Annotated in this window: 13 protein-coding genes; 8 read left to right on the top strand and 5 right to left on the bottom strand. The window is 39.2% G+C overall.

Annotated elements, in window-relative coordinates; translation table 11 throughout:
- Positions 1 to 295: 295 nt before the first annotated feature.
- Positions 296 to 634: a hypothetical protein gene (locus I6E70_RS20190; protein WP_007586232.1), complete on the top strand. Its 339-nt coding sequence runs from the start codon at positions 296 to 298 to the stop codon at positions 632 to 634.
- A 131-nt stretch (positions 635 to 765) separates the two neighbouring features.
- Here the strand turns inward: I6E70_RS20190 and I6E70_RS20185 are convergent, their stop codons facing one another.
- Positions 766 to 1,446 carry an SDR family oxidoreductase gene (locus I6E70_RS20185; RefSeq protein WP_165726792.1) on the bottom strand — a complete coding sequence of 227 codons (681 nt, stop codon included), beginning with the start codon at positions 1,444 to 1,446 and terminating at the stop codon, positions 766 to 768.
- A 275-nt stretch (positions 1,447 to 1,721) separates the two neighbouring features.
- On the opposite strand from I6E70_RS20185, the gene I6E70_RS20180 reads away from it, so the two are divergent.
- Positions 1,722 to 2,576, top strand: coding sequence for a mechanosensitive ion channel family protein (locus tag I6E70_RS20180; RefSeq protein WP_007586226.1), 855 nt, complete (start codon positions 1,722 to 1,724; stop codon positions 2,574 to 2,576).
- A gap of 99 nt (positions 2,577 to 2,675) precedes the next feature.
- Here I6E70_RS20180 and astB read toward each other — a convergent pair whose 3' ends face one another.
- The 3 genes from astB to I6E70_RS20165 form a co-directional block, all read right to left on the bottom strand.
- A complete protein-coding gene (gene astB / locus I6E70_RS20175; protein WP_197189465.1) occupies positions 2,676 to 4,022 on the bottom strand; it encodes an N-succinylarginine dihydrolase in 1,347 nt (448 codons plus the stop codon).
- Positions 4,023 to 4,658: 636 nt separating this feature from the next.
- Positions 4,659 to 5,765, bottom strand: a complete 1,107-nt coding sequence (locus I6E70_RS20170; protein ID WP_197189464.1) for an L-dopachrome tautomerase-related protein — start codon at positions 5,763 to 5,765, stop codon at positions 4,659 to 4,661.
- A 45-nt stretch (positions 5,766 to 5,810) separates the two neighbouring features.
- Positions 5,811 to 6,245, bottom strand: a complete 435-nt coding sequence (locus tag I6E70_RS20165; protein ID WP_039486559.1) for a MarR family winged helix-turn-helix transcriptional regulator — start codon at positions 6,243 to 6,245, stop codon at positions 5,811 to 5,813.
- Between the two features lie 129 nt (positions 6,246 to 6,374).
- Between I6E70_RS20165 and I6E70_RS20160 the strand changes: the two genes are divergently transcribed.
- The 5 genes from I6E70_RS20160 (at position 6,375) to I6E70_RS20140 (ending at position 11,837) form a co-directional block, all read left to right on the top strand.
- A complete protein-coding gene (locus tag I6E70_RS20160; RefSeq protein ID WP_024594483.1) occupies positions 6,375 to 6,803 on the top strand; it encodes an organic hydroperoxide resistance protein in 429 nt (142 codons plus the stop codon).
- 164 nt (positions 6,804 to 6,967) lie between these two features.
- Entirely contained in the window at positions 6,968 to 7,324 is a 357-nt protein-coding gene (locus tag I6E70_RS20155) for a metalloregulator ArsR/SmtB family transcription factor (RefSeq protein WP_024591540.1), read from the top strand.
- A gap of 32 nt (positions 7,325 to 7,356) precedes the next feature.
- Positions 7,357 to 8,367, top strand: a complete 1,011-nt coding sequence (locus I6E70_RS20150; protein ID WP_024594485.1) for an ArsJ-associated glyceraldehyde-3-phosphate dehydrogenase — start codon at positions 7,357 to 7,359, stop codon at positions 8,365 to 8,367.
- A 24-nt stretch (positions 8,368 to 8,391) separates the two neighbouring features.
- The gene (arsJ, locus tag I6E70_RS20145; protein ID WP_101163124.1) at positions 8,392 to 9,609 is read left to right on the top strand and encodes an organoarsenical effux MFS transporter ArsJ; all 1,218 of its coding nucleotides are present in this window, start codon (positions 8,392 to 8,394) and stop codon (positions 9,607 to 9,609) included.
- Positions 9,610 to 9,716: 107 nt separating this feature from the next.
- Positions 9,717 to 11,837 (top strand): methyl-accepting chemotaxis protein, encoded by a 2,121-nt coding sequence (locus tag I6E70_RS20140; protein WP_197189463.1) that lies wholly within the window; start codon positions 9,717 to 9,719, stop codon positions 11,835 to 11,837.
- Positions 11,838 to 11,940: 103 nt separating this feature from the next.
- Here I6E70_RS20140 and I6E70_RS20135 read toward each other — a convergent pair whose 3' ends face one another.
- Positions 11,941 to 12,528, bottom strand: a complete 588-nt coding sequence (locus I6E70_RS20135; protein WP_010553549.1) for a TetR/AcrR family transcriptional regulator — start codon at positions 12,526 to 12,528, stop codon at positions 11,941 to 11,943.
- A 112-nt stretch (positions 12,529 to 12,640) separates the two neighbouring features.
- Between I6E70_RS20135 and I6E70_RS20130 the strand changes: the two genes are divergently transcribed.
- Complete coding sequence (locus I6E70_RS20130) at positions 12,641 to 13,183, top strand: carboxymuconolactone decarboxylase family protein (RefSeq protein ID WP_007586212.1); 543 nt, start codon at positions 12,641 to 12,643, stop codon at positions 13,181 to 13,183.
- Positions 13,184 to 13,339: the final 156 nt, after the last annotated feature.

Raw genomic sequence — 13,339 nt, 5'->3', positions numbered from 1 at the left:
GAGCCTTCAATCAATCGAACTACTGTATAAAAGGCTTTGGTTGCAGCCAAAGCTTGGGCCTCACATTACCCGAACTTGGTTAAAGTATTAATTAATTTATGGGTTTATTATCCATACAAGACGATCCAATAAGGACAAAAAACAGTTGGTTTTGCTCCAGCGTGAATTACAGTGACACCCAACCTAAATCTTGTAATGCTTTAAAAACGCTTAGGGTTAATTAAAGGTGCTCATTTTTTAATTGAATTTGGCTGTTGGAGTTATTTTACAGTCTCGTTAGTTGCCAAGGATAATAATGAGAACATTTCAGCTTTTAGGTTTTATACTTGCGATTGTTGGGTTTATTTTAGGCTACGTGATGCTAGCCCCAATTGATGGTGAAGCATCCGACGCTTCAGCAGGAGGTACAGGCATAGGCATTATGTTTATGGTGTTACCTATACTTGGTTGGTCTGCGTTAATATTAGTGCCCTCTTCAGTAGCATTGTTCAACCATGAAGTAAGAGAACGCACTTATTTCAGAGGCAATTTTTGGCTAAACCTTTGGAAAGTAAATCTAATTATTTCTTTTGGATATATTGCCGTTGTCTTATATTTTGCTTACATATGGTTTAAGGGCAGCATTGGCAATTAATAAGACTTTAAATGCGTAATACCTTTAATTCATTCTTACCTACTAACACCTAACCCAAACTAAGTACTAATAACCATCAGGTTTAACACCATTAGCATTAAACCTGACAGCCCGAACTCAACCAATCAACGTTAATTAGTCGGCATTAAATAAATCTCGCGTACGCTGTTGCGCTGGTTTGCTTCAATAGCAAACAATACCGCGTCGGCTACATCTTGCGGGTCGAGTTTGTCGGGTTTAGCTTCATCAAAAAACGGGGTGTTTACCATCCCTGGTGCTATGGTTGTGCAGCGTCCGTTCCACTGGCTCATTTCCTCAGCTAAGTTTTGTCCAAAGCCATAAGCAAACCATTTAGTTGCCCCGTAAATAGAGCCTCCAATTGGCTTACGGCCAGCGGCAGAGCTGGTTAATATAAAGTGACCTTTGTTTTGGCGTAAATGCGGCAGTGTTAATTTTGCAGTCCACAGTAGGGCTTTAATATTTATGTCGATCATAGTTGACCACTCATCGGGATCACCTTTTTCGGTGCCAGCGGTTGAAACACCCATACCCGCGTTAGCAAAGGCTACATCTAATCGGCCAAACTTTTCAATGCCTTTGGTAACTACGTTTTCAAGCGCGGTAAAGTCGGTTGCATCTGCAGCTACGCTCAGTGCGTTATTTGAGCCTAGCGACTCAACTAACTCCGTTAACTTATCTTCGCGTCTAGCGGTGAGTATTACTTTATGGCCGTTGTTAACAAGGGTTTTTGCGGTTGCTTCGCCAATGCCACTTGAAGCGCCGGTTATGAGTACTATTTTTTCTTTTGCCATAGATGACCTCTTTAATGAACGTTAAAAACTTAAAATCACCATACCAATAAACGATTAACCTACATTGAATAGTCGCTATAAATTAGCCATAAATGGCGGTGTTTTATATTCTAATAACCATGGTTTTTAGGCCGTTATTAAAATTGGAATAAGTGATTAAAAAAGGTAGGTTTAAATTTTTTATTCTATATACTCGCGCCACTTCTTTTGAAGTCGGTTTTTATTAGATTTAACCATTATTTTGCTGAGTTTCAGCAATATTTATCGGAACAAACATGAAAGATAAACTCTTAGCGTTTTGGCAAAGCCATTCAGAAACAATCATCACTTTAGGTTACAAGGTGATTTTAGCGTTGGTGATTTTAGTTGCGAGTGCCTTAATTGCACGCTCGGTTAAAAAAGCGATTAAAAACTCTAAATCCCCGTTAAAAAGAGTGGATAGTACGCTGCTTCCTCTTTTATCGAGTATTGCTGGTTATTTAGTTTATATAATTGGGGGTCTATTTATTTTAGATATTTTTGGCGTAAACACGGCCAGTTTAATTGCGCTAATGGGTGCTGCTGGTTTAGCGATTGGTTTAGCCCTTAAAAATACGCTGAGCAATATTGCTGCGGGTATTATGCTGCTAATACTCAGACCTTTTAAAATAGGCGACTTTGTTGATGCCAGCGGCACGCTTGGTACTGTGAGTGAAATAAACTTGTTTACCACTATTTTTAAAACCACCGACGGTCTTTATATAGCATCGCCTAACGGCAAAGTATGGGGTGGCAATATTAAAAACTTTACCCGTAATGGCAAAAGACGAATGGATATAGTGGTGGGTATTTCGTATGCCGACTCTATTGACGTTGGCTTAAATGTACTTAAAGAATTAGCCGCATCAGAGAGCCGATTACTCGCAGAGCCTGCACCTAAAGTAATGGTGACATCAATAGGCGAAAGCGCAGTAAACATTCAGTTACGTGCGTGGGCTGTTAATGGTGATTATTGGCAAACCGTGTGGGATTTAAATAAGCGTGTTAAAGAAGCTATTGAAGGCGCTGGGCTGAGTATTCCATTTCCGCAGCGTACGCTGCATATATCTGAGTCTATGGCGTCGGCAATAACTGTTAACAAAGATGCTTAAATATGTATTAACATAAACATAAGCACAAATAAAAATAGCGAGCCTTGGCTCGCTATTTTTATATTAGCCGTAGTATTAGCCTTTGTGTTAACTGAGGTATTAACCTTCTAGTTGAAAGTCGTACACTGAGCCTAAATTAAGTAGTTGTGTGAGCTCATCAAGTGCTTGGTAGCTTTCGGTGAGTAGGGCTGAGTCTGCAAAGTCACTTGCGCCTAATTTGTCGCGGTAGTTACGTTTTGCCCAGTCACACAGTTGTGTGTATTTAGTATCAGTTAAAATAACCTCTGGGTTTACTGCAGCAAGTTCTTGCTCGTTAAGGGCTACACGTAAACGCAAGCAAGCAGGGCCACCGCCATTTTGCATACTTTGGCGTAAATCAAAAAACTGTACTTGGTTTACGGGGTTATCAGCCATAATCATTTCTTCAATGTTGGCGTTAACCGCGACGTTGCGTTTACATTCTTGTGGTGCAACTAACAGCATTGAACCATCTTCAAGGCTCACAAGCTGGCTATTAAATAAGTAACTACTTACAGCGTCGGTAATGCTTACTTTATCGGTAGGTACTTCAATAATGTAAAATTCTTTATTGCCCACATACGCTTCGCGAATATCTTGAAGTGCCAAAGCTTGGTTTAAAAATGCTTGCTGGTGGCACAGTAATACGTTGGCGTTACCTACTGCAATTACATCGTTATGAAAAACGCCTTGGTCTATTACGTCTGGATTTTGCTGTAGTAAAATTTGGCTTGAATCTTTTAAGTTATGTAAACGGCAAATTGCTTCTGAGGCTTCGAGTGTTTGCCTTGCAGGAAATTTAGCTGGTTTTGGTAATTGGCTGTTAAACGCGCTGGCACCAAATACAAACATTTCAAGGCCTTGCTCGCCGTGGCTGTCACAAAAACGAGTATGGTTTGCTGCACCTTCGTCGCCAAAAAAGCCTTGGTCGGGCAAATGGGTATGGTGCGCAAAGTATTTGTCGTTGTTAAACATCGCTTTTAATAAGCGTGTAGTGGTTGCAGGCTCTAATGAACGATGAAACTTATTATTTAAATTAGCTGAAGTGAAATGTACTTTGCCATCGGTTGTATCTGGAGATGGCGATACCGTAGCGGCATTGGCTGTCCACATTGCTGACGCTGAATAACACGCGCGTAATAAAATAGGATCTGCTTTAAATGCTTTATGAATTACTTGTGCATCGTTACCGGTAAAGCCTAAGCGGCGCAGTACGTTTAAGTCGGGGCGCGCATGAGGGGCAAATACACCTTGAGTTAGGCCTTTGTCGTGCATGGCTTTCATTTTTTCAAGGCCTTGAAGTACAGCCTCTTGAGGATTTGAAAAGCTTGCTGCGTTATTTAACGAGGCAACATTACCATACGATAAACCAGCGTAGTTGTGAGTAGGGCCAACTAAGCCATCAAAATTAACTTCCAAAGCGTGCATACACGTTCCAACTAAAAATTTTCAATAGGGTGCAACAATACAACGCAATAGGGTTGCTTGCAAAGTTATAAACGTAGTGTTTTTACTAATTTTTCGATGTTTTTATATGTGTGATTTTTTGCAGGGAGCTTCGTTTTTATATCAGTCGGCTAATAAGTAATTAAATAAGGTTTATTCATAAATTTCATAGTGTGCAAAAGCTTAGCCTAAAGTAGGTTTATACATTTAAGCTTTATGCCAAGCCTTTACACAATACGATGCTACTTAACATAGGCGCGTTCTTTATCAGCGGTAGTGCGGGTATTTGTTGGATCATTAACTTGCCAAACGCTAATGTCTAAACGCCATAAAAGGTAAAGGGTATGGTATAAATTGAACATGGTTTTTCCTTGGTATTTTCACTGAACACATCAGTTTATAGGAAGAAGTATGCCAACATTAACTTGAATATTTTATGAATAGAAATCAGGTATTTAGTATTTAAGTGTAAATACATACTTAAGGATTAGCACCAAAGAGGTGAAGTATTACTAAAAGATGCACCAACGTGGTGTGTTTTTAACAAAAAGCCCTGCAACTATTAGGTCACTTAAATGTGCAAGGCTTTTTTAAAAATGTACTCACTTAAAAAGAAAATTAACGGCCTACTTTTCCTTTTACTAAAGGCTCGAACGACACTACTTTAAACTTACCGTGGCTTTGATTTTTGCCATTATTAAGCACTGGAGAATTATGTAAATCGTCAACGGTAAAGTATATTTTATGATCGGCTCCGTAGCTAAAACCATCAGGCCAGCTTAAGCGTTCGTCCTTAAATAATACTTCGTAGTCGCCAGTGGGTTTAACTACGCCAATTGCGCCATTGGTTATGTCGGTTACATATACGTTACCGCCGCCATCAACAATAATACCGTCTGAAATTGGCTTAGTGCCGTAACGCGTAACTTTGTCTTCAAGTGCTTTAGCCGAAAGGCTCTCGTTATTTATATCGTTGGTGGCAATGCGGTAAACCGACGTGCCCGACATAGAGCCAAAATAAAGCCAGTCTTCGTTAGGGTCAAGCGTAATTGGGTTAACACCTAAGCGTGCAGGTTGTCCGCCAAGGCTCATTGTGCGCCCATCAATAACCATATCGATATTTTCGGCTGTGGTGTAATGGCTATCTTGTAATACTCTGCGTGCTACACCTGTTTTAAGGTTTACCGTAATAATAGCGGCTTGGCTGCCTTGTGCTGTGTCGGCAATGTATACAACGCCATGCTTATTATCGATGACTAAATCGTTTAAAAACGAGGTGTCGGTAATAGTAGGTTTAGCCAGATAAATAATTTTATGCAGTTGCTCTTTGTTTGTATCCCAACCTACTAAGCGCCCAGCGTGATCGGGCCCTGAAGTGTCGAGCATCCATAAAACGCCATCGCTTGATACGTTTATGCCAAGTACGTCGTAAAAACCTTTACCGTTATTGTACGCGTATGCCCATTCTTCATTAGGGTAGGGCTTAGTTGTACCATCGCTTAAAAGCTCCATAATTTTTTGCTTTTGGCCAAAAAAGCCATGCACAGATAAAAACTTTCTGCCCGATGGGGTAATAGCAATGTTGCCCGGTGGGTGCTGCGCATCAAAAGTCGCGACTGTTTTTAAATCAGCATTTTGATTAGCAGTATTAGCAAATACGGCGTTGCTACCTAAAAGTGCCGTGCTACACGCCGCAGCTAATAGTAATTTTTTAATATGAGTCATTTTCAAAACCTTTTAAAACACGTTTATTGTTTAAAAATTAAGAGCCTAATCGGCTAAGTCGTTTACTACTAAATCGAGCAGCTGCATTAACTGTTTCGCTTGTGTTGCATCTACACTATCAAATTTACATAAAATATTTTTAGGAATATCGGCTGCTTTTAACTTAAGTGATTGGCCATGCTGGGTTAGCTGCACTAGGCGTTTGCGTTTGTCGTGCTCATCTTTAATAACAGCCAGTAATGATTTGTCGCTCATTTTTTTAAGTATTTGGGTCATAGCGCCGCCATCTATCGCGGTTTTATCTATTAGCTCTGCAATTGTTATTTCGTCTTGCTCCCACAGCGCCATCATTACTACGTATTGCGGGTAAGTTAAATTTAGCTCGTTTAAAGGCTCGCGATACGCACGCGCAATGCTGTTAGATGCCATATATAACCGATGACATAACTGATTTTTTAACTTTAATTGCTCAAACGGCATAACGTTATCCTTCATTTCAATACATGTCATTTTAATTTGCATGCAAAGTATTTGCAATCTCTAATTACTTGATCTATTATTTTGCACACAAACTAAATTGATTGATATTTTAAAACTTTGGAGTTCATTATGAATGTATTACAAAACGTAGCTTACACTGCAAAAGCAACTGCAACTGGCGGCCGTGAAGGCGTAGCTAAATCTGATGATGGTCGTTTAGATGTAAATTTATCAACACCTAAAGGTTTAGGCGGAGACGACGGACAAGGCACTAACCCAGAGCAATTATTTGCCGCAGGTTATGCAGCATGTTTTATTGGCGCACTTAAATTTGTAGCAGGTAGCGAAAAAATAGATTTACCAAGCGACACACATATTAATTCACAAGTGTCTATTGGTGCTATTGAAGGCGGTTTTGGTATTGCAGTAAAACTAGCTGTATCACTAGGTGATATGGATAAAGCTGCAGCGCAAACGCTTGTAGATAAAGCACACCAAGTATGCCCATATTCAAACGCAACACGTGGCAATATTGAAGTAGAGCTTTCAGTTATTTAATAACTAAATAAAGAAAAGTTATAAAAGCACACAACGACAATTAGTCGTTGTGTGCTTTTTTGCGTTTAAGGCATAAAAATTAAATATACGATAAAACGTATATTCACTATTCCATATGTTGTTATTTTGTTTTATTGTGTATGCATAAGCACAGTGAGGACTGTATGGAACAATTCAACCCACTTCAATTTTATAAATGCCTAGCGGACGATACACGTTTAAAAGCAATGCTGCTAATTAGCCACGAAGAAGAGCTGTGTGTATGCGAGCTTGTTGCTGCACTTAAATTAAGCCAACCTAAGGTATCTCGCCATTTAGCACAGTTAAGACAATGCGGATTATTAAGCGACCGTAAACAAAATCAATGGGTGTACTACAGTATTAACAAAGCACTGCCAGAGTGGGCTAAAAATGTATTAACGCAAACGCTTACTGCTAACTCTTCATTTTATCAAAACGATTTAACGCGCTTAAACGCTATGGGTAATCGCCCTGAACGTGCAGCTAGCTGTTGTAACTAACTAATAAATTAACTTATTAAAGGTATTTAATTATGACTATTAAAGTAGGTATTAACGGTTTTGGCCGTATGGGGCGTTTAACACTGCGTGCAGCAGTTGATTGGCCAGAAATAGAGTTTATTAAAGTAAATGATGTAGCGGGCGATGCTAAAACACACGCACATTTAATTGAGTTTGACTCAGTACACGGACGCTTAGCGCAGCAGGTTACTAGTGATGATAATAGCTTTAGTGTGGGTAAACACACGATTGCAGTTACCAACAACAAAACCATAAACGAAACTGATTGGTCAGATTGCGATGTCGTAATAGAGGCCAGCGGTAAAATGAAAACTACTGAGCTGTTAAATCAATATTTAGCGCAAGGTGTTAAGCGCGTTGTAGTAACGGCTCCTGTGAAAGAAGACGGTATTTTAAATATAGTAATGGGTGTAAACGATGACCTATATAACCCAAGTGAGCATAAAATTGTTACTGCGGCTTCTTGCACAACTAACTGTTTAGCGCCAATAGTAAAAGTACTCCAAGAAAAAGTGGGTATTAAACACGGCTCAATGACCACTATTCACGACATTACTAATACCCAAACTATTATAGATGCACCTCATAAAGATTTACGCCGTGCGCGTTCGTGCGGTACTAGTTTAATTCCTACTACAACCGGTAGTGCAACGGCTATTACGCATATTTTTCCTGAGCTTAAAGGTAAATTAAACGGCCATGCTGTGCGTGTACCTCTTACTAACGCGTCAATTACCGATTGTGTTTTTGAGCTAGAGCGAGGTGTTACACAAGATGAAGTAAACACGTGGTTTAAAAACGCTGCAAATAACGAGCTAAAAGACATTTTAGGCTACGAAGAAAGACCGCTTGTATCTATAGATTACAAAACAGATCCACGTAGTTGCACCATAGATGCGCTTTCAACTATGGTAATTAACAACACTCAGCTTAAATTATACGCTTGGTATGACAATGAGTGGGGTTATGCAAACCGTACCGCTGAGCTAATGCTTAAAGTTGCACAAAGTGATTTGGCTTAATCTCGTTTAAAAAGGTTTAACGCTATGCTTGCGCAGTTAGCTAATTTACCAAGCTCTATAAAACAATATTTAATAATTACCGGTAATTACTGGGCATTTACCCTTACTGATGGCGCACTAAGGATGCTGGTGGTGCTGTATTTTCATCAGTTGGGTTATGGCGCATTTGCGATAGCCATGTTGTTTTTGTTTTATGAAATTTTTGGCGTAATCACCAATTTAGTAGGTGGATGGCTAGGAGCACATTTAGGGTTAAACAAAACCATGAATGTAGGGCTTGGGCTACAGCTTGTAGCTTTGGCCATGCTTTGCGTTCCTGGAGATTGGCTAACCGTTGCCTATGTTATGGCAGCGCAAGCACTGAGTGGCATAGCTAAAGACTTAAATAAAATGAGCGCAAAGAGCGCCATTAAGTATTTAGTACCACAAGACGATGCAGGGCAAAGCCAATTATATAAATGGATTGCCATACTTACAGGCTCTAAAAATGCGTTAAAAGGAGTGGGCTTTTTTTTAGGTGGCTTGCTACTTACCGTATTTGGTTTTGTGGGGGCATTAATAAGCCTAATTGCTTTACTTAGTGTTGCGTGGGTTATTAGTTTAATTTTTTTAAAAGGCGATATTGGTAAAGCTAAAAACAAACCTAAGTTTAAAGAATTATTTTCTAAATCGCGGGCAATCAACTTACTTAGTGCAGCGCGTTTATGCTTATTTGCGGCGCGCGATGTATGGTTTGTGGTTGCATTGCCGGTTTACTTAGCCGCTCAGTTTAACTGGGATCACTGGTGGGTAAGCGGCTTTATGGCTTTGTGGGTAATTGCGTATGGATTGGTGCAGTCGCAAGCACCGCGTATAACAGGGCAAAGTGATTCAAACTCACATTCAGTCAAAAAAGCGTATTGGTGGGTTGCTCTATTAAGTGGCGTAACTGGCATTTTAGCGTTGTTGATGCAATTTGATGTAGCGGTACATTTTACGCTTGTAATCGGCTTACTTATTTTTGGTGGTGTATTTGCTGTAAATTCATCGCTGCATAGTTACTTAATAGTAAGTTTTGCTAAAAACGATGGGGTGTCGCTCGACGTTGGCTTTTATTATATGGCCAATGCGATAGGGCGTTTGCTTGGTACGGTGCTTTCTGGCTGGGTTTTTCAAGTATATGGGCTTAGTGCGTGTTTATGGGTAAGTGTATGTTTATTAATTGCAGCCTCAATTACAACGGCACGTTTGGCTAAACTTTAAAAAACTCAACGTATTGTATTAAATTCAATTTGTTTAACGATATTCATAGCTTCATTGATTAGATCTACTAAACTGTATCAGTAGTTTTAATTTAAAGGGTGTGATGAATGCGAGAAATATCGTTAGCAAAAAAGTTACTCTGGCTAAGTGTCGGTAGTATATTTATAACTGTACTAGTGCTATCAGGCATTTTGTGGTGGCAGTTATCATCAAGTAATAAGCAGTTAGCGACCAAATCCGAAGAGTACATTATTGTAGAAGTAGAAGAAAAGCTTAATGCTCATGCGGCTGGATACGGAGAAAAAATTGCTGGCTTTATTAATGAAGCTTACCGTGTTCCTTATTCATTAGCGGCACTACTTGGCGATGCAGCAAAACAAAACACTTTAGACCGAGATACAGTTGTCAGTATAAATAAAGCGGTTTTAGAACAAAACACTCTCTTATCATCTATTTATTCTCAATTTGAACCGAACGCTTTTGATGGGCAAGATTCTCAATATCAACAAGGGTATAAGCATTCAGTAGATAGTGCTGGTACGTTAGAGGTATATATAACTCGCGATCAAAAAGGCGTAATTGAACAACAAAAAGTAGCGAATGCTGCCGATAAATATATTACCTCTTTAAATGAATTTGGTATTCGTGAAGCGCAGTGGTATTTGTGCGCAAAAGACACACTTAAGCCTTGTATTATGGAACCGTATTTATACGAAATCCCATCGGGCGATTCGGTAATGCTAACTTCGTTAACCGTGCCTATTTTAAAGTCAGGCCAGTTTATTGGTTTAGCAGGCGTTGATTTAACTCTACCAACCTTTCAAGTAATGACTGAGCAGCTTTCTAAGCAGCTATACAATGGTCAAGCTAAAGTAACCTTATTAAGTGATTTAGATTTAGTTGTAGGCAGCAGTCATTATAAATCTAAATTAGGGCGCCCAATTAAAGAGGCTGTTAGTTCTACTATATTTAATGATATTGAAAAGTCTAAAGGGCAAAGCGGTATTTTTAAAACAAATAGTGAATATTTAGTAAATTATCCAATTGATATAAAACTAGCAAACACTCAGTGGTCATTAATCATAGAAGTACCTACAGACCTAGCACTTGCAGGGCCTGAAGCGCTAGAAAAAAACATGCAAGAAACAGCAGCATCACTCGGGTTTATTATTTTAATTACAGGCTTAATAATTGCTGTGGTTGCTTTTGTTATTATGAAATTAGTAATTGCAGGTGTAATAGCGCCGCTACAACAAATTCAACAGCGGGTTGATAACCTCGCAAGTTCTGAGGGTGATTTAACGCATACATTGCATGTTGATAGCCACGCAGAACTTATTGCATTAGCTGGTGGGTTTAATCGATTTTTAGCAAAACTACGTGATTTAATTTCTGAACTAAAAGCGGTGTCTGAGCAAACTAAACAGCAAGGCGAAATAGCACAACACATCGCTATTGATACTAAGCATAATGTTCAATCTCAATTTCAAGAAATTGAAAGTGTGGTAACGGCTATGAACGAAATGAGCGCAACAGCACTCGAAGTCGCCAGAGCATCAGAGCAATCAGCCCAACAAGCCGATGAAATAAATAGCTTGGTAGTAAGTAGTGAGTCGAGCTTATCGTCAGCGATGACACAAGTTAAAACGATGTCTGAAGAAATTAAAGAAGCCAACCAAGCAGTTGAAAAAGTCGCTTCGCGTAGTAAAGACATTACGCAAATATTAGATGTAATTCGTACTATTTCAGAACAAACAAACTTACTTGCACTTAACGCAGCCATTGAAGCTGCGCGCGCTGGTGAGCATGGGCGAGGCTTTGCCGTTGTTGCTGATGAAGTACGTGCACTCGCTTCTAAAACGCGTTCATCAACAGATGACATAAGCCAGTTAATTGATAGTTTATTATCTGAAGTGGGTAACGCATCTACCGTTATTGAAAAAGGCGTAGTACGTGCACAAAATGCCGTTGATGAAACATCTGTAGCTTTTGATGCTCTGCACAGTGTTGTCGTTAAAGTTGATGAAATAACCAATCAAATTACACATATTGCCACCGCTGCCGAAGAGCAAAGCTTAGTGACTGAAGAAATAAACCGTAATTTAACGCTTATATCTGATGCCGCATCGCAACTTGCTGACTTATCTACACAAGCAGGGGATAGCAGCGAAGCGCTTAATGCACTTGTTGCCCAGCAAGATAATGAGCTAAATAAGCTTAAAACGTAACTTATAAATTAAGTTTTAAGCACAAAAAAATGGCCAGTAAATACTGGCCATTTTTATTTAGTAAAATAAGTATAACTTATTGAGAATGCGCGATAACTGCTATTTATAACTTTTTAATCAACATAAACATTTGGTTGATCATTGGCTCAGCAAATTGCTCTACATTAGGACGATTAAAATAACCGCGTAAACCTGTAAATTGCACCTGAAAAAAGCGCGCATATTCAACAGCGGTCAACGTATTACTTAACTCACCTTTGTTTATTGCTTGTGTAAACAACTGCGTTAAATAAGCTTCAAATTGAGCTGTTAAATCTAAGCTTAACTCGTATAGGTTTGAGTCTTTTTCTGCAAACTCGCTGTTTGCTTTAACCAGCATACAAATAGCACTTGGGCTGCAATCTTTTGTTTTAATTACCACGTTTTCAACAAATGCACGTAACCCACCAAGTACTGTATCTGCACTTGATAAAAACCCCTCTATTTGGGTTTTCATTTGTACGGTGTAATCTTTCAGCGATTCGCAGTATAGCCCTTCTTTAGAGCCAAACGCAGAGTAAATACTACCCGGGCGCATATTAACGGCTTCTTGTAAGTCACGCGTTGAGGTTGCATGAAAACCTTTTTGCCAAAATAGCTGGCTTGCAACGCGAACTACATTATCGCGTTCAAATTTAACCTTATTAGCCATATCATTCTCAATCAATTTGAACATTTGCTCAATTTTAACTTGAACAGTCGCTCAAAATCAAATACTATGTGTCTCGAAGTTACTTAAAACTATTAATTATTAGGAGCTAACCATGGCCGAATTTACTTTATACACTCAAGAAAACGCACCAGAAGAAGCAAAACCGTTACTAGCTGATTCAGTAGCAGCATTTGGTATGCTTCCTAACTTACATGCAGTAATGGCTGAAGCACCAACATTACTTAAAGGTTACCAAGTACTGCATGAGCTGTTTCAAAAAACATCATTCAATGCAGAAGAGCTAACAGTAGTATGGCAATCAATTAACGTTGAGCACGCATGTCATTACTGTGTTCCTGCTCACAGTGGTATTGCAGCGGCAATGAAAGTTGATCAAGGTGTTGTTGATGCACTTGTAAACAAAACACCACTTGAAAACCCTAAGCTAGAAACTCTTCGTGAAACTACACTCGCAATGACACGTGAACGTGGCGTGATCAGCGATGAGCAAATCGAAAAATTCTTTGCAGCAGGTTACGGTAAGCAACAACTACTTGAAATTATTGTAGGCTTGTCTCAAAAAGTAATGAGCAACTACACTAATCACCTTGCTGATACACCAGTAGACGCTGCATTTAAAAAATACGTAAAATAAATACGATTTTATAAATGACAAAAGGCAGCCTAGGCTTAATGCAGATCGTTTAAGCTAATTGAACGATCTTTCAAAGGGCTCATAATAGGCTACAACAGAAGTTGTGGCCTATTTTTATGTCTGAATTTATTAAAGAATTACACCTTACTACTGAGT

The sequence above is a fragment of the Pseudoalteromonas sp. NGC95 genome (assembly GCF_015864705.1).
GTDB classification, from domain to species: domain Bacteria; phylum Pseudomonadota; class Gammaproteobacteria; order Enterobacterales; family Alteromonadaceae; genus Pseudoalteromonas; species Pseudoalteromonas arctica.
The sequence above is the reverse complement of the archived record's forward strand: the minus strand, read 5'-3'. Positions and strand labels throughout refer to the sequence as shown.